This window comes from Nonomuraea helvata (assembly GCF_039535785.1).
Taxonomy (GTDB): Bacteria; Actinomycetota; Actinomycetes; order Streptosporangiales; family Streptosporangiaceae; genus Nonomuraea; species Nonomuraea helvata.
On record NZ_BAAAXV010000009.1, the window covers coordinates 2,582,718 to 2,607,877 of the forward strand.

Genomic DNA, 25,160 nt, shown 5'->3' on the forward strand with positions numbered 1-25,160 from the left:
ATTCTGAGACAGCAAACAGTTGCTGCTCGAGGGGTTGCGGCGGTTATGGCGGGAAGGAAACACCCGGTTACATTCCGAACCCGGAAGTTAAGCTTCCCAGCGCCGATGGTACTGCACTCGGGAGGGTGTGGGAGAGTAGGTCACCGCCGCACAATCATTAATAGAAGGGGGTTCGACGCCACGTGCGTCGAACCCCCTTTTTTTTGTTGCACCATCGCACCCCGTGCAAGCGCCACCGGCATCGGCCGCCGCTTCTCGCGTCACCAGCAAGAGGTCAACCGCTCCCACGCCGGCGGCGGTGCCTGCGGCGAACGTGCCGTCGTCACTTTGAAGGCCTGGGACATTCTGGACAGACTGCGCTGCTGTCGGCATTGGGCGAACGGCCCTTCCTTTGTCGGCGATTCGGTACTGCGCCGGAGACATGTCCGAATATGGATTATTCCGACAAAGGCCCAATACAGTGATCGGTGATGAGCAAGAAATCCCATCGGTCGATCTCAACGGGCGCGGCCCGGTGACTGCGGGCTGCGTGTCTGAGGAGGGCGCGTAGGAGCAGTTCCACGAGGCGATGGCGCAGTGGCGACACGCTACAGAAAATCAACAAGTAATGACGGGATTTACTGGCATATTCCAACGAAGCGTACGCGGTAGCGGACTGGCGTGTCCGTCCTGGACGGATGAGCTTGTCGGTGATTACTTTGAGGTGCTCCGTCAAGCGGGCGATTGTCGCCATGGCTCTTGAGAATGAGCACCTGGATGACGGGATCAAGTCCGCCATCCATTCACGGAATCGCGTACTCCGAAGGAAGATCATGACTGCTGACATATCTTCTGCCCACCGCCGGGTTTCTGCTCCGTCGCGTCTCCGCGACAGATCCGCCCACGCGAGCCCTTGGCGCCGGCTCTGCGTCGGCGCCGGCCTGACGGGCGCGCTGGCGGTAGCCCTCGCACCCACGCCGGCGGCGGCCACGGCGAAGCTGGGGAACGGCAGCTTCGAGCAGCTCGACATAACACCGGACTACTTCCAGAACTTCATCATCGGAGAGTCCATCGGAACGTGGCAGGTCAGCGCGGGCAGTGTGGACCTGGCCCGGACCAACTTCTGGCAGGCGTCGGACGGGAGCCAGTCAGTGGACCTCAACGGCGGGACAGACAGCCCTCCCGGCGGGGTCCGTCAGACCATCGCCACGCGTCCAGGCGAGAGTTATGAGGTGGTCTTCTCACTCGCCGGGAATCCAGGCGGTCTTCCGACAGTGAAGACGGGACAGGTCCTCGTCAACGGGGCCGTCGTGCAGAGCTTCAGCTTCGACATCTCAGGTGCCACCAAGGCCAACATGGGTTACCAGACGCGGAAGGTGAGGTTCACAGCGACCGGGCTCTCCGCCACTCTGGAATTCAGGAGCACGACCAGCAGCGCCTACGGCCCGGTCATCGACGACGTAGACGTTGACCGATGTGCCTGCAGCAGCCCCTGACGTAGTTGGTCGAGGCGCTGCCAGTCGTAAGTGCGACCCGCTGCGCCTGTCTGCTTGCCGACCGGGCCGTGAGTCTGTCTGTCCCACACGACGATGCTCCGGCCCGGAGGTAAGCGGTCGACGGACGGGCGTTGCGGATCCCTGATGATGGGATCTCCGCCCGAGCCCATGCGCCTTTACAGTGCGCGGCGTAGCCGAGCGTCAACCTCGGCTCGTCGCTGCCGCGAAACAGCGAGGATGTTCGGCTTCGGAACGAACGACTCTGGCGCCGTCATCAACCGGTTGGGGCCGGCTTCGTAGCACACGAACTCGTAGCCGTGATCTGCGAGCCACTCACGAACCTGCGTCACGCTGGAACCGAATCGCGTGAGGAAACGATCGACGAGTTCCAGCATCAAGACGGCGGGCTCCCCCCGAGCGATAAGCTTCTCGGCACCTCTCAGGGCCTGGTGCTCCGCCCCCTCGACATCAAGCTTGCCCATCGCCCAGCTGCGGTCAGGCAGCACGTCATCGAGGCGGACGACGTTCACGTCGACCGTGTTGCCGCCAGCTGCGACGTCTTCCCGCGTCTGGATACGCGAGCCGACTCCACGGATCACGAAAGGCGTCCGGCCTGGCTCCGCGCCGACGGCGTCCGAGTGGACCTCGACCATCGTGAGGTGGTTGGCCAGGATGTTCCGGCGCAGTCTGGTGACGAAGAGAGGAACCGCCTCGAACGCATGCACCTCTCCCGCCGGACCGACCAGCTTTGCGGCGAGAAGCGTGTAGACGCCCTCATTGGCGCCGCAGTCGATGAAGCCGTCACCGGGTCGGAGATAGCGCCGCATGAAGGTCATCTCCTGGTGATCCGGCAATGAGCCGAAGTAGAAGAACCGACCGGCCTGGCCGTTGGGGTGGGCCCGAAGCTTCATGTTCTCGTACACGGTCAAATCAAAAGGCTGGCGTATCAATCTCTTCCAGGTCTGCCACATAGCGGTGCGAATGAGAGCCGCCCCTCGATTGCCACGGTTGGCAGGGTGGTTCAGAATGGCCTTCAGTGTTCCTTGGGCGCTCATCGGCGTGATCCTCTCCGATCTCGTGGGGTGTCGCGTTCTCTTGGCGGTGTGGTTGACATTGACCTCAAAGAGCACTGATCGCCCGCGTTGGCCTTGTCGCCGTCCTCGTCCTGCCGGCGGACCGTCTGGCCATGGCTTTCTCCTTTTGTCAGGCTGCCGTATGAATCCGGGAAGCATCCGCAGGCCACACCCCGGCTGTGCTCTTTTGGGAGGCGTACATGACTTGCCTGTAGAAAGGGGCAAGAGGATGCCTTCTCATTGACACTCGCGCCCGTGTCCCTGAAGGCACGCAAAGTGCCGATCAAGGTTTCGTTCCAGAGGGAGAGCGGCGTAGGACGAGTGACAACCGGCCGTCGGCCAACCGCAACAGGAACAACAGACCGGGTGGCGCCGAGCAAGGCGGCCGCACCGATCGTGGCGACCAGGTCGGCATGGGGCCCGGATCCGGCTCGCCGCAGAGGCTTGACTATCTAGCGCTCTGACAGGTCAGGCCGGTCCAGGGACATCGCGTTGATCTTCCTGTACGTGTCACGTGGCGGTTTCACGCGGAGCTCATGCGATCGCCCCTCGTCGCCGAACGCGACGCGCCGTTCAAGGCGGGACCGACGTCTGGGTAGTCCGGTTCCGGTCAGAGGCGTTCCACGTTGGGACCCCGGCAGCGGTTGCGGGTATCGAAAACGAAGGGGCTCGTCTGTTCGATCAGGTTGTAGTCGAAGCAGTCGTGGTCCGTGAGAATCACCACGGCGTCCGCCGCCGAGATCGCCCGAGCTGTGGCCTCGACAATTTCGATGTTGGCCGGCACCAGGGAGTCTTCGACGTACGGGTCGGCGGCCCGCACGTGCGCGCCAAGCTTACTGAGCGATTTGGCCACCTCGAGAGACGGGGACTCACGGCAGTCTCCGACGTTCTTCTTGTACGCGAGCCCCAGCAGAAGCACGCGACTGCCCTTGATGGGCTTGGCACGCTCGTTCAGGGCCATGGCGAGCCGGTGCACCACGTGGTCCGGCATGCTGTTGTTGATGTCGTTGGCCAGTTCCACGAACCGGAAGTTGTGTCCGAGGTCCCGTTTGACGGCCCATGACAGGTATGACGGGTCAATGGGCAGGCAATGCCCGCCGACACCGGGGCCAGGGAAGAAACGCATGTAGCCGAACGGCTTGGTGGAGGCGGCCTCGATGGCCTCCCAGACGTCGATGCCGAGCCGCTGCGCGAAGATGGACAACTCGTTCATCAGGGCGATGTTGACGTGCCGGAAGGTGTTCTCCAACAGCTTGCAGAGTTCGGCCCCTCGGACCGAGGAGACGGGAACGACCTCACGGACGATGCACTCGTAGAAGCGCCTGATCCTGGCGAGAGATGACTCGTCGATGCCGGACACGACCTTCGGCGTGTTCTCCAGACGCCACCGAGGGTTGCCGGGATCGATGCGTTCCGGACTGTAGCCGAGGTAGAAGTCGTCGGGCGCACGCAATCCGGAGCCGTCCTCTAGCAGAGGGCGGAGACACTCCTCCGTGGTGCCGGGATAGGTGGTCGACTCCAGGACCACTGCGGCTCCTCGTCGGATCAGAGGAGCGATGGACTGGCCGGCCGAGGTGATGTGACGAAGGTCTGGAGCGCCGTCGCACAGCGGCGTCGGCACCGTGATCACACAGATGTCGAACCCCTTGGCGTCGGCGTAATCGGTGCTGGCGAAATAACGGCCGCAACTCTGCGCGGCCATGATCTGATCGTCGCCGATGTCCTCGACATAGGATTCGCCGGCGTTCAACCGTTTGACACGCCATTCGTCCACGTCGATCCCCACGACGTCGAACCCGGCTTCGACCGCCCGCATCGCCAGAGGCAACCCTACATACCCCTGGCCGACGACCACTAGCTTCTCTCTCATATCAAGTCCCCGCACTTCAGGATGAGATAAGACGACTGTAGAAGTTCCGGCTTGACACGCTGCTGCTTCGACGGAGACGTCGGCGTGTCGTCGCGCGGCAGGGCCGACAAGGTGGCGACAGGAGCCTTCTTCCGCGTGCATGGGCCCGACGTCTTCTTCCGCGCCGCGGCGCGACAGCGCGGAGGAGGGTCCCGATCCGTCGCGCCGGCCCGCCGTTCCCGCCTCTTCCCGGATGGGACGGAACCCTCCCCGCACGTGGTCGGCCCTCGCTATGGGTTGACCGTCTGCGTAAGCGAGGGCGAACTGCTTGGGGCGAAGTGTATGGGCTCTTCGTTGTTGAAGCTGGTTCCGCCGAGATAGACGGCGGTGATGTGGTGTTGTCCCGTGCTGAGGTTTGAGGTGGTGATGGTGGCGGGTTGGTTCTCGCCGTGAAATGCGGTGCCGAGGACGGTGCCGCCGTCTTTGAAGACGACATTTCCTTGGGGGACCAGGGTGGTGGTGCCGTCGACGGCGTTGACGGTGGCGGTGAAGGTGACAGGTTCTCCTGCGTGAGAGGGATTGTTGTCGGAACTCAGTGTCGTGGTGGTGGGGAGATCGTCGGGTACCTGGAGAAGCGTGGGTGGCTGGCTGGTTGCCCCCGTGATGGTGATGGCCTTGTTGAGGGTGAACAGGCGTCCGATGGAATTCGCTCTGCTGTTGACGGTGATGGCATTGGCGGCGATGAGGTCTCCCCGGAAGGTGGTGAAGGTGTCGAGGGTGGCGGAGTCACTGATCACCCAGTAGAGGTTCTCGGCTTTGGCGCCGCCGGCGAGGGTGATGGTGCTGGACCTGGCGGCGGTCAACGTGGCGGCCTTGAAGACGAAGAGAGAGTCCGGATTGGCCTGGGCGTCCAGGACGAGCGTCCCGTTGATCTGGAAGTTGCCCGTGGTGGAAGCGTAGACGCCGGGCGTTTTGGTGGTGTTGCCCAGTTCTGCGGGCACGGTGGCATCGGGCGCGCGTGCCGAGAGGTCGTTGTAGACCGTGACCACGTCGGACTTGGCGTTCGCAGCGGTGGAGTCGCCGGCGTGGATCTTGCCGGTCACGGTGCCGGGTGGGAAGCCCGTGACGCTGGAGCCGGGGCTCGTTCCCAGATCTCCGATGACCCTGGTGAGATCGGTGTTGGTCACCGCCGATCCCGCCAGCACCGCGAACGGCGCGGCATCACCGATACTCACCGGATCCGCCTTGACCCGATGGCTGTGAATTGCATTGGCTCCGGTCGCGACAAGAAGAGCCGTCAGAGGCGCTGCCAATGAGAAGCGTACTTTCGATGCGAGAGGTATCCGGGATTCAGTAAATACCACAACATCCCCCTTATGTCGGGAATTGGCGGAGATAGTGCCCAGCAATGATGGCGGCTGTAAGCGTGACGTTACTGCTCGCCGCCCTAGAAGCCGGAACCGTCATTCAGGTGTTATCCACTGTTCCGGTAAACATCTGGGCGCCCAAGTGCTGATCGGTCTTCCATGCGGCCGAGGGCCCAGCTTCGCACGTGTCGTAGCCGCTGGTAGGGGCGAGAATGGGCGCGGTTCCGGCAGTGAGCAGATTTTGGCCCTCTATCGCCATTTGTTCATTATGAGAATTTTATCGCTTCCGTACTCGGATTCGACGCGCTGGGAGAAGTCGCGGCCTGCGCGCGAAGATCGCAATATATCTAGTTAAAACCTCCAAGTAAGCAACGGGCCCGGACATGGAGGGGTAATGTCCGCACTAAAAGCCCATTAACCGGAGTCTTGGTTGATTGAATAAAACGCGCGCTTGCTACCGTTCTAGGCGCACACATCGTCGCATGTCGTGACGGCGCATCGCCGATGATGACATTCGCGCGGTATTTCGCGCCCGATGATCGTGGCTGTGCGAGCTCCGGTACGAGGCTTTTAGGGAGTTGTGTCGCATGTCGATGTTCCGTTACGACGCAAGCGATGACGCGGCCGGTACGGCCGCGCTGGAGCGTGGTGAGAACGCTCAACAGCGTTCAGGCGCTCCGGAAGGAAGCAAGCTGCGCTTCTGGAGGAAGGCCGCGACCATGGAAGATGCCGCGCGCCCGCGCGGCTCAGGAAACGTCGTTCGTTCCTGGTCGTCCGCGGCCCTGACGATCCTGCTCGCGATGGGCGCCGTCGTCGTGACAGCGCCAAGCGCAGAAGCGGATCCGGTGAGTATTGGTGATGCCGCGCCGTTCGCGGTGCTGGCGGGATCGGCGGTGAGCAACAGCAATCTCACCAGGGTCATCGGAGATCTGGGAACGAGCCCGGGCTCCAGCGTCACGGGCTTCCCGCCCGGCATCGTGACCGGCACGATCCACGCCGGCGACTCCACCGCGGCGAACGCCAAGTCGGACGTGGTCGCCGCATACAACGACCTCTCCGGTCGCCCCCCGAACGCCACCGTGCCCGCGGAACTGGGCAGCACCACCAAAACGCCCGGCGTCTACGCTTCCACTACGGGCAACTTCCAGATCAATGGAACCCTGACCCTGGATGCCCAGGCCAATCCGGACGCTCTCTTCGTCTTCAAGGCCGCCACGTTGACCGCCGCCATGTCCAGTACCGTCACCCTCACCGGCGGCGCTCAAGCGGACAACCTCTACTGGGTGATCAGTGACTCCGCCACCCTGAACACCTTCACCACCTTCCGGGGAGACCTCATCGCCTCGAATGCCATTACCGTGAACACGCGGGCCAACGCAATCGGGCGTCTGTTCACCCTCAACAACGCCATCACCATCAGCGGCGCCGGCAGTGAACCCGCCACGCTCCTGCAGCTCCCTGACGACCGGCCCACCACCACGACACTCAGCACCAACAACAACCCCGCTCGACCAGGGCAATCCATCACTTTCACCGCTAACGTCAACCCCACCAGCGGCACTCTCGTCCCCCAGGGAGACGTCGCGTTCAAGGACGGCGACACCGTACTCGGCACGGCCTTCCAAAGCACCACCCAACCCGCCGTCTTCACCACCTCCAGCCTCGGCGCAGGCCAGCACCGCATGACCGCCGTCTACCTCGGCGGAACAACCTTTGACGGCGAAAACCCGGTCAACTTCGCCCCAAGCACCTCACCTTCGATCAACGAAGTCGTTCGCACAAGCTTGTGGAGCAATGCGGATGCCCCGGATATCGCCTCTTACCCAGACGCATCCGCGGTCACGCTGGGCGTCAAGTTCAAGGCGTCGACGAGTGGGATGGTGACGGGTATCCGGTTCTATAAGGGTTCGCTGAATACGGGTACGCATACGGGGGCGCTGTGGACGTCGTCCGGTCAGTTGCTGGCGAATGCGACGTTCTCTAATGAGACCGCATCGGGCTGGCAGCAGGTGAACTTCGCGACGCCGGTCGTTATTAACGCGGACACGACGTATGTCGCTTCTTATCACACCACGTCTGGGCGTTATTCGGTAAATCGGCCTTATTTCGCGTCTCAATACGTGAACTCGCCGCTTACCGCGCTGGCGGACGGTGCCGATGGTGGCAACGGTGTCTATATTTACGGCGCAACCAGCACCTTCCCGACGAACAGCTATCAGGCCACCAACTATTGGGTGGACGTGGTGTTCGTGCCGGCAAGGGCTCTGTGGGACACCGCGGATGTGCCGGCCGTCGCGTCTCTCAACGACGCATCCGCGGTCACGCTGGGCGTCAAGTTCAAGGCGTCGACGAGTGGGATGGTGACGGGTATCCGGTTCTATAAGGGTTCGCTGAATACGGGTACGCATACGGGGGCGCTGTGGACGTCGTCCGGTCAGTTGCTGGCGAATGCGACGTTCTCTAATGAGACCGCATCGGGCTGGCAGCAGGTGAACTTCGCGACGCCGGTCGTTATTAACGCGGACACGACGTATGTCGCTTCTTATCACACCACGTCTGGGCGTTATTCGGTAAATCGGCCTTATTTCGCGTCTCAATACGTGAACTCGCCGCTTACCGCGCTGGCGAACGGTGCCGAAGGTGGCAACGGCGTCTATATTTACGGCGCAACCAGCACCTTCCCGACGAACAGCTACCAGGCCACCAACTACTGGGTGGACCTGATCTTCAGCGCGGATTAGCCGAGCTATCCGGTTCGGCTCGCTGTCCAGCGAAATCTGAATACGCAACAAATCATTGGCAAAAGACATCGCCGCGACCGGGCGTCTGCATCCGGTCGCGGCGCTGGCGTTGTCAAGCTGCACGCATGGCTGAAGTTTCACGCCTTACCGTGCTCGAGGCCGCTCCCTGTCGCGTGGTCGCGATGGGCTCATCGGGTTCCGGCCCATGTCCCGGCAGAGCGCGGAAGGGCGGTCAGTTCCGCGGTGCTCGAGCCGCGGTGCTTCGGTGACGGCCGGTTTCTGGGAAAGGGCCGGCACGTTGAGCTGACGATCGTCAACGGCGATCGAGCGATCCCGCGGACTCCGGAATGTGAGTCCAGCATGGACGAACTGTCCGCCGAGCAGCCATATCCAAGGCTGGCAAGAACGTCCTCGGCCGCGAGTGTCCGGCACTTCCTCCGGCGCTCGTACGGGGAGGCTTCCGATGCCTCATGCAGGTCCCGTTCGAAGGATTGAATGCGGTGAGCAGATTGACGGTGCGAGACGGTGCGCGCAGGCGAGAGCCACGGCGTCGGCGCCTGAAGCGATGGATCGCCTGCGGGAACAGTCTGATCATTCTGGTTTGTCTGCTCGGTGCCATCTCCAGTCCCACACGCGCGTCCACTCCTGAGCCCGGTGAGCAGACGTCCGAGCCCCCTAGCGTTTCGACGACGACGCCCGAGACCTCCAGCGTTTCGACGACACCGTCGGCGGCGCCATCGAGGAACGTACCCGTCGCCGTGCCCGCTGACACGCTCTCGGCCCTCCCAACACCGCCTCCGAAGAAGCGCCGAACTGCCAAGAGCAGCGCGCGCCTCCGCAGGGCCGCATGTCCGCCTACGTCCATCATTTGCATCGAGAACAGCCTTCCCGGCAGCCCGCCCAGCCAGTGGGACATCGTCGGATCGGGTTCGCCCAACATCCAGGGATATGCCACTCAAATGAGTGTCAACCACGGGGAAACAGTGCAGTTCAAGGTGCTTACCCCATCAACCGACTATCGCCTGGACATCTACCGCATGGGCTACTACAGCGGTTTGGGAGCGCGTCTGATCACGACGGTTCAGCCGTCCGTCCCGCTTCCGCAGACGCAGCCGGCATGCCTCACCGACAGCAGCACCGGCCTCATCGACTGTGGCAACTGGGCGGTGTCGGCCTCATGGGACGTGCCGGCGGACGCGGTCTCCGGCGTCTACATCGCGAAGCTGGTGCGGGAGGACGTGTCGGATCAAGCCAGCCAGATGATCTTCGTGGTCAGGGACGACACCAGGCAGTCGGATCTGCTGGTGCAGACGTCGGATGCCACGTGGCAGGCGTACAACGACTACGGGGGCAACAACCTCTATACGGGCGCCCCGGTGGGCCGGGCGTTCAAGGTCAGCTACAACCGTCCGTTCAACACCCGAAGTTACAGTCCGTACAGCTGGTTCTTCGACTCCGAATATCCGATGGTCAGATGGCTCGAGGCGAACGCGTACGACGTGAGTTACACCACCAACGTGGACACCGTCACGCGGGGAGCGGCAATCCTCGGGCACAAGGTGTTCATGTCCTCCGGCCATGACGAGTACTGGTCGAACGAGATGCGGAGCAACGTGCAGAACGCCCGCGACAACGGTGTGAACCTCACCTTCTTCTCGGGCAACGAGATCTTCTGGAAGACCAGGTGGGAGAGCAGCATCGCGGACGGCACCGCGTTCCGGACAATGGTCTGCTACAAAGAGACACTGGCGAACAACACGAGGCTCGATCCGACTTCGACATGGACAGGGACCTGGCGAGACCCGCGCTACTCGCCACCGGCGGACGGAGGGCGACCGGAGAACGCGTTGACAGGCACGCTGTTCATGGTCAACGGGGTCGTCAACGATTCGATGCAGGTCCCGTCCGACTTCAGCGACATGCGATTGTGGCGCAACACGGCAATCGCCAATCTCTCTCCGGGCCAGGTGGTGACCTTTCCAGCGGGCACGCTGGGGTACGAGTGGGACGAGGCTCCGGACAACGAGGTCACGCCGCCCGGACTGGTCAAGTTCTCGAGAACGACCGTGCACACGACCAGCAAGTTTCTGCTGAACTACGGAAGCCTGTACGGTGATGGGACCGCCACACACAGTCTGGTGCTCTACCGGGCTTCCAGTGGAGCGCTCGTCTTCGGCGCGGGAACCACCCAGTGGGCGTGGGGGCTCGATGCCGTGCACGATCGGGCCGGAAGTCCAACGGACATCAATATGCAGCAGGCGACGGTCAACCTCTTCGCCGACATGCGTGCCCAGCCGGCCAGCCTCCAGTCCGGCCTGGTTCCGGCGACACCGTCGACGGACACATCGCCACCGACGTCGACTGTCGTCAATCCGTCGACCGGCGCCGGTGTGGTTCCGGGAAGGACGGTCACCATTCAGGGAACGGCGAGCGATACCGGGGGCGGCGTCGTCGGGGGTGTGGAGGTCTCGTTCGACGGCACAAGATGGTTTCACGCGACCGGCCGGAACGCCTGGCAGTACCAATGGACGCCCACGGGCAACGGACCTGCGACGATCAGGGTTCGCGCGGTCGATGACATCGGCAACCTCCAGACGAATCCGACCACGGTGAATGTGACCGTAGGGGGGACATGCTGCACGCTCTGGTCGTCGACGACTGTCCCGGCAGTGGCGTCGTACAGCGATTCCCACTCCGTGGAACTAGGGGTGAAGTTCAAGGCCACCACCCCTGGTCTCATCAGCGGAATCAGGTTCTACAAGGGCTCGGCCAACACGGGCACGCACGTCGGCCATCTGTGGACGTCCACCGGGACGCTCCTCGCGCAAGCCACCTTCACGAATGAAACAGCCAGCGGCTGGCAGCAGGTGAATTTCTCCACCCCGGTGGCGGTGAGTGCGAACACCACGTATATCGCGTCCTATTTTGCGCCGTCCGGTCATTACTCGGTGTCGCGACCGTATTTCACCACGGGGTACAGCAACTATCCGTTGACCGCGCCGGCGAGCGCCGATTCGGGTGGGAACGGTGTGTACGCCTATGCCAGTACGGGCACATTCCCGACCGAGACCTTCCAGGACAGCAACTACTGGGTCGACGTGGTGTACGCGCCGACGTTCAGTCTGTGGGACGACACGGCGACTCCCGCTACTCAGTCGTTCGCCGACAATCAGGCGGTCACCCTCGGGGTGAAGTTCACGGCGTCGATGAGCGGCGTCATCAGTGGTATCCGGTTCTACAAGGGTTCGCTGAACACGGGGACTCATGTGGGTAGTCTGTGGAGCTCGAGCGGGACGTTGCTGGCGAGCGCGACCTTCACCAATGAGTCGGCGTCGGGGTGGCAGGAGGTGAACTTCTCCACGCCGGTGGGCGTGACTGCGAACACTACGTATATCGCGTCCTATTTTACGCCGTCGGGTTTCTATTCGTTGACGCGACCGTATTTCGGGACCGCGTACAACAACGGTCCTTTGACCGCGCCGGCGAGCAGTACTTCGGGCGGGAACGCGGTGTACACCTACGGCGCCGCGAACGCGTTCCCCACGAGTACGTACCAGTCCTCCAACTACTGGGTCGACGTGGTGTACGCGCCGACGTTCAGTCTGTGGGACGACACGGCGACTCCCGCTACTCAGTCGTTCGCCGACAATCAGGCGGTCACCCTCGGGGTGAAGTTCACGACAACGACGAACGGCTTCATCAGCGGCATCCGGTTCTACAAGGGCTCGCTGAACACGGGGACTCATGTGGGTAGTCTGTGGAGCTCGAGCGGGACGTTGCTGGCGAGCGCGACCTTCACCAATGAGTCGGCGTCGGGCTGGCAACAGGTGAACTTCTCCACACCGGTGGCGGTGACTGCGAACACCACGTATATCGCGTCCTATTATACGTCGTCAGGTTTTTACTCGGTGTCGCGATTGTATTTCGTCAATCCGTACATCAATGGTCCGTTGACCGCGCTGGCGAGCAGTAATTTGAGCGGGAACGGAGTGTACTCCTACGGCGCCACGAACACGTTCCCCACGAATACGTACCAGTCCACCAACTACTGGGTCGACGTGGCGTTCGCGGTATCGGACTAGTTGATGGGGTGTCCCGCGGGCGTCGGAAGGCGCCCGCGGGCGCGCTCTGGTGTGAGATCGCATGATCCTGGAGCGTGCCCACGTGCATGCCGATGATGATCACTGCTACGACGTTGGGCGGGTACTCCCGTGTCCGGGGACCGCTCTGGCCGATCACACCGGCCCCGAATCCCATGGCTCCTCGCTGAGGCGCCTGGGGTAAGCGCCGGAGAGGGCACGACAGACGGCCGCCGATGTTGTAGACCTCGCCTGGCGACCCCTTCTCCAGCACTGACCGGATGCCCCGACAGGGGGCGCCGACATGCGGCCGGCCGCGCACGCTGAGCCCGTCACCAGGAAGCGGGACGGGCTCGCGATCGAGGATATCGGTGGCGACGAGGGGCACCGGCGATGGACCGGCCGACGTGGGTCTCGCCGGGGGTGGGGGGCAGGTTGTCGAGGTTTCAGGCGTCGGTGAGCTTGTCCAGAACGTTGACGCTCACATCTGCCTATTCGGATATGACCTGAGCAAGGATGTTCATGCGCGCACCTTGATCTTGCTGTGGTCGCCCACCATGAGCTCGTGGGTGTTGGGTGTGCCCGCCGCGCTGGTCACTTCCACGTTGCGCCCGATCAGGGAACGCGCGAGGCGCGAGACGCCGACCACGGATGAGCCGTCGAGGACGATCGAGTATTCGATCTCCGCGTTCGCCACCACGCAGTCAGACCCGATTGACGTGAAGGGGCCCAGGTAGGCAGATGTGATCTTGGTGTTGGCTCCCACCACGATCGGCCCGCGCAGCACCGAGTTCTCCACTACGGCGCCTTGCTCGATGATGACCCTGCCGGTGACCTCGCTCAAGCCGTCGACGGAGCCGTTGACCTCCGGCTCCACCTGTTCGAGGACGATGCGGTTGCACTCCAGGATGTCCTGGAGCCGACCGGTGTCCTTCCAGTAGCCGCTGACCATATGAGAGTGGACGCGGAAGCCGTTGTCGATGAGCCAGGTGATGGCGTCCGTGATCTCCAATTCGCCTCGTGCGGACGGCGTGATGGCCTTCACGGCGTCGTGGATGGCGGGGGAGAAGATGTAGACCCCCACGATCGCGAGGTCGCTGCGCGGGTGCTCCGGCTTCTCCTCCAGCCTGATGATCTCCCCGCCGGATCCGAGCTCGGCCACCCCGTAGAACTGCGGCTCGGCGACCCTCGTGAGCAGGATCTGCGCGTCGTGGTCGGCCCGGCGGAACGCGTCGACCAGGTCGCTGATGCCACCGACCAGGAAGTTGTCGCCGAGGTACATGACGAACGGCTCCTCGGCCAGGAACTCCTTGGCGATGAGCACGCAGTGGGCCAGGCCCAGAGGAGCATCCTGGGGGATGTAGGTGACCTCGAGGCCGAATCGTGAACCGTCGCCGACGGCGTCACGCACCTCCTGACCGGTGTCACCGATGATGATGCCCACGCTGGTGATGCCGGCGTCGCGTAGTGCCTCGAGTCCGTAGTAGAGGACCGGCTTGTTCGCTACTGGGACGAGCTGCTTGGCGGAGGTGTGGGTGAGGGGGCGTAGCCGCGTCCCCTTGCCGCCTGCCAGCACGAGTGCCTTCATCGGTCCTGGTCCTTCCGTGAAGAGGACGTGGCCGTAGTGGCCGCCTGCGGGCAGCAGCCTAGGCACGGTTCTACCTGGGGAGGCGCTCTGCCGCGCGCGCTTGTTCAAGCACACCCAGAACGTTGCCGATGCTAGATGCTGCGCCTTGTGCGGAACGTCCATGTGCGGTGGATGAGATAGGTCAACGGCGGACTTGCCGCGATGATCAGACCTTGTGCCAGCATCAGCGGCATCCCGGCCAACTCCACCAGGATGGGGAGACCGCCCAGTGACGCTCCGAGAAAGCCCAGCCCCACCACATAGAATCGGAAATATCCAGAAATCCAGGAATCGCCCGAAATGCGGAATACCAGCAGCCGATAGCCCGGGTAGACGATGACCACGGTGACGAAGTGGCTGACCGCGACCAGCACAAGATAGGGCGCCGCATTCTCTGCGAGCATCGATGCCAGCCCCAGGAGAATGTAATAGACCACCGCCGTCATGGCACCCGCCAGCAGATACGCGACGCGCTGACCGACAAGGGTCGAGAGCAGGCTCCGCCATCCGAATGACGTTCCTTCGCCGCGCTTTGTCCGGACTTTCTGATCGACCATGTGGCCCACACTCCGCATCTCGAATCGCGTGGTGGGGGCTGCACGATTATAACCTTTTTGCACTGGACGATCGGGGCATCCATGTCGGTGTCGGTGGTAATTCGTGTTATCGGTCGGTGCGTACTCCATCCACGATCATGAGCAGGCTCGCCTTGAGGAACGGTCATCCCTGTCCATGCAGGAGCGGGCTCCGGACCAGGTGAACAGTGAGCAGCGTCTGGACTGGTTCGAACCCGTACCGGGCCCAGGCGCGCTGCACGCGCGTGTTGTGCCCCTGCGTGGAGATGACCACCTCGCGCGCGTCGCGTGCCAGTGTGCGATCCTCGACCGCCTTGAGCAGGTGGGCGTAGAGTCCCCGCCCCTGCTGGGCGGGGACCACTCCGGCGAGCAGGATCTCGGAGCGGTCCGCGTCCTCGTCCAGGGTGGCGAACGCGAGCAGGCTCGAGCCGTTGCCGTCCGGGCCGCGCAGTGCCAGGCATCCGTCCTCGGCGACCGACCGCAGAGCCCACTCCTGGTAACCGGCGAGCGCCTGCGCGGGGTCGAACAGCGGGTTGGCCAGGTAGTGGCAGCCGTACGCGGAGAAGATGTCGGCCACCAGCGCCTCGACGGCGGCGATACCGGGCGCCGCGGTCACCGACAGCTCGTGTGAGGGCGCGGGTGCGCGGCCCCGGCCGGCGGACAGCCGCCAGTACACCAAGGAGTCGGCGAAGACCGCGGTCCTGCCGAGACCGGTCAGCGGGGCGAACCAGCCGATACGCTCGGCGGGGTACCGCAGGATGACGACGTCCGCCGTGGAGCCCAGGATCGCCTCACGGACCGCGACGAGCGGCGTCTCAGAGGCGGCGGAGACGGTGAGGCGCTCCACCGAGCAGCCGAAGCGGGCCGACTCCAGCGGCGACTCCTGGGCCCGCAGCGTGGGCGCCTCGATCACGTCGTGCCAGGCCATCAGCTCACCTCATAGGCGCGGACCGCGGCGATCACCTGGGTCACGTCGGCCTCGTCGAGGCCGGCGAAGAGCGGCAGCCGGACCAGCCGATCGGCGGCCTCCTCGGTCACCGGGCATCCGCCCGGAGCGGTGCGCCCGTGCTGGACGCCGGCAGGGGAGGAGTGCAAAGGCTGGTAGTGGAACACGGCCCGCACGCCGCGCTCGGCGAGGTGCGCGATGAACGCCTGGCGGTGGGCCAGGTCCGGCATCAGCAGGTAGTAGAGGTGCGCGGGATGCGCGCAGTCGTCGGGGACGGTCGGCTGGGCGACCCCGTTGCCCGCCGCCCAGTCGGCCAGCTCCTCGTGGTAGCGGTCCCACACCGCGTGGCGGCGCACCTGGATCGTGTCGAACGCCTCGAGCTGGGCGGTCAGCTGCGCGGCGAGCACGTCGGAGGGGAGATAGCTGGACCCGATGTCGACCCACCGGTATTTGTCGACCTGGCCGCGGTAGAACCGGCTGCGGTCGGTGCCCTTCTCCCGGATGATCTCCGCACGCTCGGCCAGGGCCCCGTCGTTCAGGAGCAGCGCGCCGCCCTCGCCGCACTGGACATTCTTCGTCTCATGAAAGCTCTGGGTTGCCATGCAGCCGAACGAGCCGAGTAGCCGGTCCCTGTAGCGGCCGCCCAGCCCGTGGGCGTTGTCCTCGATGACGGCCAAGCCGTGCCGGTTGGCCAGCTCTCCTATCGTATCCATCGCGCAGGCGACACCGGCGTAGTGGACCACCACCACAGCCCGGGTGCGCTCGGTGATCGCGGCCTCCAGTTGCCGCTCGTCCAGGTTCAGAGTGTCGGGCCGGCAATCGACGAACACCGGCACGGCGCCGCGCAGGGCGAAGGCGTTGGCCGTCGACATGAAGGTGAACGACGGCATGATCACCTCGTCACCGGGCCGCAGGTCCAGCAGGATTGCCGACATCTCCAGCGCGTGTGTGCAGGAGGTGGTCAGGAGCGCCTGCCCGGCGCCCGTGATCTGCTTCACGAGCGCGGTGGCCCGCCGGGTGAAGGGCCCGTCACCGCAGGTGGAGTGGCCGCGTACGGCCTCCACCAGATAGTCGAGCTCGTTGTCCGCGATGTACGTCCGGTTGGACGGAACCATCCTCAGGTCAGTCGCATGCACGAACGCAGTGAACAACGCGGCGAATGGTGCGGCACGGCGACATGTCGCACGCCGGACGAGTATTGCGTAAGCATTACCTCAAGCCGGAGAGCCGGTTAGCCGGTATACAGCGTAGTCACCTGAACGGAACCGGAGTCGGGCGAAGTCGCCGATCGCCGAACTGGTTTCCCCTTGCGATTCCTCCGCGAAAAGCCAGCGCACACCGTAATCCTGGCCGAGCAGCCGCATGACCCTCTCGGTCGGTGCCCGGAAGGCGGCATCGTTGAGGCTGAGCCGCCGGCTGTCCCAGAACGGGAGGGTTTCCTGTGTCAGCCCTGGACGCCACCTCGTGAGGTTGGTTGCCGTGTAAGCCCATCCTTCGACCAGCATGTGCCTTTCGGTCAGCGCTGACGCCCACGCGGACGTGCTGTCACACGGGCTCTCCCGCCCCCAGCGGCAGTGCACATTGGTGGCGACCAGATCGTCGGGATCGGAGTGGGCACGCAACCAGCGTGCGGCGGTCAGGCCTCCCTGGGGGATCCGGATCGACGGCTCGGCGGCGGGCTGGACGTCAGGCCTGACGTCGTCCTTGCCAAAAGCGTCGAGCGCGGACAGAACGCGTGCGTGCCAGTATGCCGGCAGACCTATCGCCGTGCAGGCCACCACGAGGAGGGTCGCGGCGGTCAGCGCGCCACGCAGGACGGTCAGGACGGCACCCGCCAGCACAATGGCGGCCAGTAGCACCCAGTAGGGACGGTAGAGCACGCCGCCGTCCTGTCCGGGCGCCAGCGGTATGGAGACGTCGCAGAAGAAGGAGATCAGGTATGCCGTGAGGACCCCCAAGGCGGCCCAGAGCGCCGTCGTCGTGGGGGCTACCCTTGCTCGCCGTAGGAGGGCGAGCAGCCCGCATGCAGAGAGGGCCGTGAGGTAGGGACACGCGCCCCAGAAGAAGAAGAGCTGGCTTCGGCCAGGATGCCCGAGCACCAGCGCGGCGCCGACGCCGGCCATGCCGATGCCGAGCAGTAGGGCCACCGCGGGGCGGGCGAGCTGCCGGGGCCGGACGAGCAGGCCGAACGTCCCGGCCCAGGAGATGGCCCAGGAGAGCAGGTGCACCGCCGCCAGGCCAGGTACAGAGCCGCCTGGATCCACGCCGGTCAATTCCCCCCAGGCTATGCGGGTGAAGGAGAAGAGATCTACGACTAGCCCTTGCTTGGCCAGGCCGAACAGGATGACCTGTGCGAAAAGGAAGCAGGCCGTCGTCACAGCGAAGGCGATGACGAGATTCCGCGACAGTCGGCGCCGCTGGACGAACTGCACTATTGCGACAAAGGTCAGGCCGGCGAGAAGGAGCGGTAGGTAAGTGGCTTTGGCGCCGGTGATCGCCATCAGCAACACCAGGGCGGGCCCCCACGCACGTGGGTCGTATCCTCGTGGACCGATCAGGTTGATGAGTATGAGGACAAGCGGGGCGAACAGTAGCGCGCCGAGAGTCTGGGTCGGGCTGGTCCATGCCATGTCCGGAAGCCCACCCCAGGTGAACCTTCCGTTCGCGCCCAGGTACAGGCTCGTCACCCCTACCGAGACCGTGCCCACGGCCGTGATCGCCGCGCCATACCACGAGCCTGTGACTCGACGCCCGGTCAGGCCCGCGAGGACGACGAGCGCTGCGAGCATGGGAAGCATGCCGAGGCGGAACAGGAGGATGAGCGGCTCCACTCCGGTCAGGTGGCTGGCCGCCGCGAGGTGGGCGTACACGAACCAGTGGTAGAAGAGGGGCTCGCCCGCGACCATCGGCACCGAGGGCGGCATGTGATGTCTGAGCTCACTGATCAGGGCCAGGTGGAACGGCATGTCGTGGCCTGTCGCCCCGAGGTCAGGCCACGTCACGGCGTGGGTGCCGAAGAACTTGATACCGCTCCATGCCACCAGGAGAACTGTGAGCAGGGCGAGGAGCCACGACCACCACCAAGGTGCGGCCAGCCGCCGACTGCTCCGCCAATAGCGGCGCAGTGACGGGACAGCGAGGAAGAGCACGTACACGGTCAGCGGACCTGCCACGACAAGCCGAGGCACGCCGACGGCGCGGGCACCGATGTAGAGCAGGATCTCCATGGCGTAGCCGAGCGCCAGCCCCAGCGCGATCTCCTCCACCAGTGTGCGCGATCCCGCATAGAGCGCGCGGATCACCAATACGCCCGGCAAAGTGAGACCTACCGCAACATAAGCGAAAAAGACTGCCATGTCCCGGCCGGATACCCCATATCGATTGAGGACGGCCGCGGTGAAGGCAATCACCAAGCCCGTGGGCAGCCATCTCCGCCAAGCGTTGGACCGTACGGATGCGCTTCTCCCGCCCGGTGAAGGCTCCGACGTATGGGAGATGCCCTCGGAAGGGGTGGAGCTCGGCGCGAGGCCATTAATGGGCATGCTCTGGTTCATGGCGGCAAGCGTAGAGATAAAGAGCGGATCAATCCGCGCAGAACATCTCCGTTGGCATGTTTCTTGCCGTTTCCTGGCGTGCGCCAAGGATGATGTCCCGCCAGCCGCACCAGGCGTCCGCCTGAACACCTGAGGCCGACACCGTGAGATCAGTTCAATCGCAAATATAGACCGCCCCGTCCGGTCGAAGTGAGCAGCCGGAGCCGATCCAGTCCGATCTTCAGGGCGGTTTCCTTCGTCACGAGCAAGTACCGCGACCGGACCTGGCGATTTTCTCCGTATATCCGCAGGGTCAGGCCCACGCCGGCGGGCACGTTCAGGAGCCCCGCATCATAATTGGGCATGTCGACCATGAGCGTGTTCTCCCATGCCGGTGCCCCTTTTTTGTACGCGATGTAGCGGCTGAGCGAGGTGGCCTTGGGGTCCACCTGCACAAAATGTTGTCGGTGGAGTTCGGAGAAGGCGGCTCCGAAGGCACCGACGAGGGCCAGGTCGGCAGCCAGCACGAGAATGACGACGATGCGTTCTGAGCGGGCCAGGGCAACCAGTGCCGAGAGCAGGAGGTGAGGGGCCAGAACTCGGTAGTCGCGCCAGTCGGAGACGTCGTACAGCAGCACCACCATGACGAGCGCAGGCACCAAGTTGAGGAGGTGGAACACGCTGTCGGCGACCAGATCCTCGTGGTGATCTGCGGTGCCACGCCGAAGGTGGCGGACAACGATGATGACCGCCGCCACGGAGATCGTCAGTAGCGCGGCTCGCAATCCCACCTGCACCCATTCGCCTTTGGCGAAGCCCTTGGCATTGATCCAGATGTGCAGCAGTAGCAGCTTCGTTCCGGCCAATGGTGAGCGCGGGGTGAGCTCGGACAGGTGTGAGACGAACCCTGGAAAGGGTGTGGATGCGGCCACCCAGAGACCGAAGGCGGCAACGATGGCCGGGATCGCCTTGAGAGCCGCCAGCACGAGTTTCCGGCCCGACATCGTTCCGCCACGGAGGAAGTACAGGGGTAGGAACAGCAGCGCCCATGTGGGGCGGAGCAGGCTGGCCAGCGCGAGCAAGACGACTCCGGCGGCGAACAGCGTGCGAGTCGCGCGCGGATCGTGCCGTATGAGCAGGAAGAACACCCCGGCCAGCACAATGGCCAGCGCTTGGTGGACGGTTTCCTGCATGGTGCTCGGCAGGTACAGCATCATGGGCCAGAACGTGAGCACGAGGGCGCCGGTAAGGACGGCTCTCAGCCACCCGGCCCTGGTCAGTGCGAGGTAGCTGAAGATCGCCGCTGCCACGAGGACCAGATTGACGAGCGGAGCGGAGAAGGGGTGCCAGCCCGTGATCGCGCTGATGCCGGACATGAGCATAGGGAATGCGGGTCCATGCGAACCGAAGCGCAGGAAGGGCAATTTCGCCTCTGCCTCGTCGACGCTGTAGACGCCGCCCCCGAAGCCGACCGTTCGAAAGGTCGCAACCTGGTGCCAGTATTCGATTTCGTCAGACCATCCGGGAGTATAACTGAGCAGGCCGACGTTGAAGTAATGCTGTACGAGAAACACTGTGACCAGAGCGGGAGAAATGGCAATGACGGCCCAGGCGGCTGTATTTACCCACCTGCGTCGGCGGGAGGCATGCGGTGGCCCTGCTGGATGATTCGCCCCTGCCGGCCTATTCTTGGCGGAGGGTGAGATCATCGAAGCATACTTCAATGACTTGATCGGACCGCTCATGCCATGACGGTAGCAGGATTGGTAATGAAGGTCGGGATTTCCCGCTTCGGCAGTCGTGTGTCGCATCACATACGCTTTATCGCCTGTTTTCTCCCTTTTCTACGACTGATGGAGGAAACGTGCGTCGCGCCGACCCGCTGACCGCGAATCGCGGGCAATTGGTGCCATTGCCCTCATACGCCCAGGCGAGCGCGTGTGCCGGGTTATGGTGGGGCATCCTCCACGAGCATCGGCACTAACGCCTCAGACAGTGGTCGACGTGCGGTTCGGCCTCTTGGGAACGGATGGTAAGCCATGGCTGGCATGCCGGAACGGCGGCAGGTGGCTGTGTTCGGCGCCGGGTACATCGGTCTGGTGACCGGTGCCTGCCTGGCCGAACTGGGTCACCAGGTATTGGTTCGAGACATCGACCCGGAGAAGATCAGGCTCCTGCGCTCCGGTGAAGTGCCGATCTACGAGCCGGGACTGGGCGACATGATCGCCCAGAACAAGGAACGCCTGACCTTCACCTTGGATGCTCAGGAGGCTCTCGACGGGTCCGAGATCGCGTACGTGTGCGTGGACACGCCGCCGTCGGCGTCCGGCGATGCGGACCTGTCCCGGGTCTGGTCGGTCGTGCGGTCACTGGAGGGCACGTCGCACCTGAGGGCGGTGGTGATGAAGTCCACCGTGCCAGTGGGTACGGGGAGTCGTGTGCGGGCCGCCCTCGACGCGGCCGGCCTCCGAGACGTGGGGTATGCCGCGAATCCGGAGTTCACCGCCGAAGGCACCGCGGTACGCGACTTCCTCCACCCCGACCGGATCGTCGTGGGCGCATCCGACGAGGCGACTGCCCGCCTGATCTCGGAGCTGCATGAGGGCGTGGTCGGACCGGTTGTCGTGATGGACGTGAGGTCCGCCGAGATGGTGAAGCTGGCCTCGAACGCCCTGCTCGCGACGAAGATCAGTTTCATCAACGAGATCGCCACCTTGTGCGAGAAGACCGGCGCCGATGTCGAGGAAGTCGCGCAGGCTGTCGGCCTGGACCACCGTCTCGGCCGGCACTTCCTGCGGGCCGGCATCGGCTGGGGCGGTTCGTGCTTCCCCAAGGATTCCGAGGCCCTGCGGCAGCTGGCCAGCAACACTGGCTATCACCTGCAATTGTTGTCGGCCGTGGTCGAGGTCAACAACGTGCAGAAGCGGAGAGCGATTCAGAAGCTCAAAGAAGAACTCGGCAGCCTGGTCGGTGCGCGGGTCGCGTTGCTCGGGCTGACGTTCAAGCCGGGGACCGACGACATGCGGGAAGCGCCGAGCACGGTGCTGGCGGCCCGGCTGCTGGCTGAAGGGGCCGAGGTGTCCTGCTGGGATCCGATGGCTCGCCCAGCCGAGACGGAGCCATGGACGTCGACGAGCCGGTACGCGACTCCGGAGGAGGCGGTCGAGCACGCAGACGCGGCGATCGTGGTGACAGAGTGGCCGCAACTGGAGGAGGTCTACTGGGCGGGAGTCGTCAGATCAATGCGTCGGCCGGTGCTGTTCGACGGCCGTAATCTGTTCGATCCGGCCGCGATGCGTGCTCTCGGCTTCACATATCTCAGTGTCGGGCGTCCATAGTCTTGACGGCTTGCGTCTCCAGAGCGCGAGGGTCTTTGCCAAGGGCTCAAGACGTACGCAAAGGACGGCAAAAGACCGTGCCAGGTACGGCTGTCATCAGGGGAATGGCTTGCAATCCGTTCAACACTGCTGAACATGTCAAGAAACACGTATCTGCACGACATCGAGCCACCGCTCGATGGGCGGGTGATATCCGAGCTGCCCCCTGCTCGCCGGCTCGGGAGACGCGGATGGTGGCGGTTCCTGCCCGCGGCGGGTGTGGGCGTGTTCACAGTGGGCGTGCTGTGCTTCTACGGCGTCTCCCTACGTGATGTGGTGGTGTTCGCCGCCTACCTGGTGCTGGCCGTGCTGTTGCCCGGGATGCTGCTGGTGCGGGCGCTGTACCGGCGGGACCGGACCCTGGTGGATGAGCTCGCACTTGGGCTTTGCCTGGGGTATGCGCTGGAGGTGTTCGCCTACATCGGGGCGCGTGCGGTGGGGGTGCCGCTGCTGGTGCTTGCCTGGCCGGCTGCGGTGTACGCGGCCTTCGCCGGGGTGCCGGCGCTGCGCCGGCACTGGAGAGGCGGTCCCCGGTTGCGGGCTCCGGTCTGGTGGTCATTCTCCCTGGCGCTCGTCGCCGGGTATCTGGTGCTGTGGAGCGCGCTCAGCTTCTTCAAGGAAAACGCGCTTGCCTGGCCGGCCCTGGCACACATCTACATCGACATGCCGTTCCATCTGACCCTGATCGGCGAGCTCCGGCACCACATGCCCCCGACCGTGCCGATGGTGGCCGGCGAGCCGCTCTCCTACCACTGGTTCGTCTACACGCACTTCGCCGCTTCCAGCTGGATCACTGGGATCGATCCCATCGTCCTGCTGCTGCGGCTGTGCATGCTGCCCATAATGGTCGCTCTCACCTTCGTCATCGGCATGATCGGTCGGTGCCTCAGCCGTTCATGGATCGGCGGACTGTTGGCCATCGTTGGCACGATCTTCATGGCCATGCCGAACCTGTACCAGGGGATCGACGTCGGCGTGTTCACGCTGCGGACGGTGCAGTCGTGGATGAGCCCGACGCAGACCTTCGGTGCGATGCTCTTCGCTCCGATCGTGCTCTTCCTGACGGACTTCCGTAGGCTGCGCCACGACCGGGGGACCTGGGCGTTGCTCGGCATCTTCCTTGTTGCCGTGATGGGCGCCAAAGCGACCTATCTTCCGCTGCTCGCTGCCGGGCTGGCGGCGGTTGTCGTGGTGGAGCTCGCCCGGCGCCGCAAGCTCTGCGTGATCTCACTCGCGGTGCTTGGTGGCACGGTGGCGTGCCTCGCCTATGCGCAGCTCGTGCTGTTCGGCCAGATGAGGCTCGGTATGCACGTCGACGCGTTGTCCCTGCCCCGGATCAACTGGGGCGGGCTGACCGGGCGGGATTCCGACCTGGCGTACGCCGGCTCGCTCCTCGGCATCGCCGGCTTGTACGTGTTCAGCTGGACCCTTGAGTGGGCCGGCGTGTTCGGGCTGCTGACCCGGCCGCGGCTGTTCCTGCGGCCTCCAGTCGTCCTCATGCTGGGAATCGGCGCGACCGGGCTCGGGGCCACGCTCATGCTCGGCCATCCCCATCGGAGCCAGCTCCATTTCTTCTGGGCCTGCTATCCGTACCTGACGATCTTGGCCGCTTACGGGCTCGTCGTCGCGTACCGGCGTGTGCGGTTGTCGTTGCGAACGGTCACGCTGGTGACCGTTGCCGCCACGTTCATCGCGTTCCTCGTTCGTGGCCTGTGGGGAGTCGCAGTCCCCCTGGGACCTGGCCATGCCGAGGCTCTTCTCTACAGGCCATATGTCGCGCTCGGGGTCATGATGGCAATGGCCACCGCCGCCTTGTTCCTGGTCATGCGAAATCGTCGCGTCGTCGCGGGCACGCTCACGGTGGTCATGGTCTCCGCCATGGGGTTGCCCGCGGCATGGGGCACGAGGATCGTCTCGGCGGCTTTCGGGGGGCCGCGTGACAGTGGTGCGTCCGCGGCCGCTCCGCCCACGGCGCCGGCGCCGGCGATTCCGGAGGGCGCCTTCGCCGCCGCGCGGTGGCTGCGGGAGCATTCACAGCCTGAGGAACTGGTCGCCACCAACGAACACTGCCGCTGGGGATCAACCGAGCCGTGCGACAGCCGGCAGTTCTGGGTGAGCGCGCTGACCGAAAGGCGCATGCTCGTGGAAGGCTGGGCGTTCGTCCCACGCAACTATGCCGATTGGCGTCCAGGGCTCATCCCGGAGCAGCAACCGTTCTGGGACGGCGACCGCCTCAGGACGAACGATGCGGTTTTCCGGTCGCCGTCGCCGGCGTCGATCGAGGAACTGACCGGTCGTTACGGTGTCCGGTGGTTGTTCGTCCATGAGGGGCTCACCGGTGCCGAGCCGAGGATAGGAGATTACGCCGAACTCCGGTTCCGGTCCGGTGATTACGCCGTCTACCGTGTCGCCGCCGGCCGGTGAAATCCGGCGACGCCCGCCTGATCAGCGCGGTGTCCAGCTCACTTCTGCGGCAGATCGGGTGCTTCTTCTGGGAGGACAGCGAATCACGGCTGCG

The 25,160-nt window shown here is 64.3% G+C and carries 14 protein-coding genes and 1 rRNA gene; 6 read left to right on the forward strand and 9 right to left on the reverse strand.

Going from position 1 to position 25,160, the window contains the following annotated elements:
* The first annotated feature begins 35 nt into the window (after nucleotides 1-35).
* Together rrf and ABD830_RS45460 are read left to right on the forward strand one after the other, a co-directional pair.
* Nucleotides 36-152: ribosomal RNA gene (gene rrf, locus ABD830_RS45450) — 5S ribosomal RNA — on the forward strand.
* Nucleotides 153-677: 525 nt separating this feature from the next.
* Complete coding sequence (locus tag ABD830_RS45460) at nucleotides 678-1,475, forward strand: choice-of-anchor C family protein (protein ID WP_345001297.1); 798 nt, start codon at nucleotides 678-680, stop codon at nucleotides 1,473-1,475.
* Between the two features lie 176 nt (nucleotides 1,476-1,651).
* On the opposite strand, the gene ABD830_RS45465 is transcribed toward ABD830_RS45460, so the two are convergent.
* From ABD830_RS45465 to ABD830_RS45475, 3 genes are all read right to left on the reverse strand, one after another.
* Nucleotides 1,652-2,530 (reverse strand): FkbM family methyltransferase, encoded by an 879-nt coding sequence (locus tag ABD830_RS45465; RefSeq protein ID WP_345001299.1) that lies wholly within the window; start codon nucleotides 2,528-2,530, stop codon nucleotides 1,652-1,654.
* A 628-nt stretch (nucleotides 2,531-3,158) separates the two neighbouring features.
* Complete coding sequence (locus tag ABD830_RS45470; RefSeq protein ID WP_345001301.1) at nucleotides 3,159-4,403, reverse strand: nucleotide sugar dehydrogenase; 1,245 nt, start codon at nucleotides 4,401-4,403, stop codon at nucleotides 3,159-3,161.
* A 284-nt stretch (nucleotides 4,404-4,687) separates the two neighbouring features.
* Nucleotides 4,688-5,632, reverse strand: coding sequence for an ice-binding family protein (locus ABD830_RS45475; protein ID WP_345001303.1), 945 nt, complete (start codon nucleotides 5,630-5,632; stop codon nucleotides 4,688-4,690).
* 719 nt (nucleotides 5,633-6,351) lie between these two features.
* Between ABD830_RS45475 and ABD830_RS45480 the strand changes: the two genes are divergently transcribed.
* Together ABD830_RS45480 and ABD830_RS45485 are read left to right on the forward strand one after the other, a co-directional pair.
* Entirely contained in the window at nucleotides 6,352-8,505 is a 2,154-nt protein-coding gene (locus ABD830_RS45480) for a DUF4082 domain-containing protein (protein WP_345001305.1), read from the forward strand.
* A gap of 959 nt (nucleotides 8,506-9,464) precedes the next feature.
* Nucleotides 9,465-12,587, forward strand: coding sequence for a DUF4082 domain-containing protein (locus ABD830_RS45485; protein ID WP_345001307.1), 3,123 nt, complete (start codon nucleotides 9,465-9,467; stop codon nucleotides 12,585-12,587).
* A gap of 517 nt (nucleotides 12,588-13,104) precedes the next feature.
* On the opposite strand, the gene ABD830_RS45490 is transcribed toward ABD830_RS45485, so the two are convergent.
* The 6 genes from ABD830_RS45490 to ABD830_RS45515 all read right to left on the reverse strand — a co-directional run bounded on the left by ABD830_RS45490 (nucleotide 13,105) and on the right by ABD830_RS45515 (nucleotide 21,010).
* A complete protein-coding gene (locus ABD830_RS45490; RefSeq protein WP_345001309.1) occupies nucleotides 13,105-14,172 on the reverse strand; it encodes a glucose-1-phosphate thymidylyltransferase in 1,068 nt (355 codons plus the stop codon).
* Nucleotides 14,173-14,303: 131 nt separating this feature from the next.
* On the reverse strand, nucleotides 14,304-14,768 hold the full coding sequence (locus tag ABD830_RS45495) for a GtrA family protein (RefSeq protein WP_345001311.1): 465 nt from the start codon (nucleotides 14,766-14,768) through the stop codon (nucleotides 14,304-14,306).
* A gap of 163 nt (nucleotides 14,769-14,931) precedes the next feature.
* A complete protein-coding gene (locus ABD830_RS45500) occupies nucleotides 14,932-15,714 on the reverse strand; it encodes a GNAT family N-acetyltransferase (protein WP_345001313.1) in 783 nt (260 codons plus the stop codon).
* Nucleotides 15,714-16,868 (reverse strand): dTDP-4-amino-4,6-dideoxygalactose transaminase, encoded by a 1,155-nt coding sequence (gene rffA, locus ABD830_RS45505; protein ID WP_345001315.1) that lies wholly within the window; start codon nucleotides 16,866-16,868, stop codon nucleotides 15,714-15,716. The genes ABD830_RS45500 and rffA overlap by 1 nt, the downstream gene beginning before the upstream one ends.
* A gap of 78 nt (nucleotides 16,869-16,946) precedes the next feature.
* The gene (locus ABD830_RS45510) at nucleotides 16,947-19,286 is read right to left on the reverse strand and encodes a hypothetical protein (RefSeq protein WP_345001317.1); all 2,340 of its coding nucleotides are present in this window, start codon (nucleotides 19,284-19,286) and stop codon (nucleotides 16,947-16,949) included.
* Nucleotides 19,287-19,435: 149 nt separating this feature from the next.
* Nucleotides 19,436-21,010, reverse strand: coding sequence for a hypothetical protein (locus ABD830_RS45515; RefSeq protein ID WP_345001319.1), 1,575 nt, complete (start codon nucleotides 21,008-21,010; stop codon nucleotides 19,436-19,438).
* A 294-nt stretch (nucleotides 21,011-21,304) separates the two neighbouring features.
* Between ABD830_RS45515 and ABD830_RS45520 the strand changes: the two genes are divergently transcribed.
* Together ABD830_RS45520 and ABD830_RS45525 are read left to right on the forward strand one after the other, a co-directional pair.
* The gene (locus ABD830_RS45520; protein ID WP_345001321.1) at nucleotides 21,305-22,603 is read left to right on the forward strand and encodes a UDP-glucose dehydrogenase family protein; all 1,299 of its coding nucleotides are present in this window, start codon (nucleotides 21,305-21,307) and stop codon (nucleotides 22,601-22,603) included.
* Between the two features lie 264 nt (nucleotides 22,604-22,867).
* Nucleotides 22,868-25,066 (forward strand): hypothetical protein, encoded by a 2,199-nt coding sequence (locus ABD830_RS45525; RefSeq protein WP_345001323.1) that lies wholly within the window; start codon nucleotides 22,868-22,870, stop codon nucleotides 25,064-25,066.
* Nucleotides 25,067-25,160 lie beyond the last annotated feature (94 nt).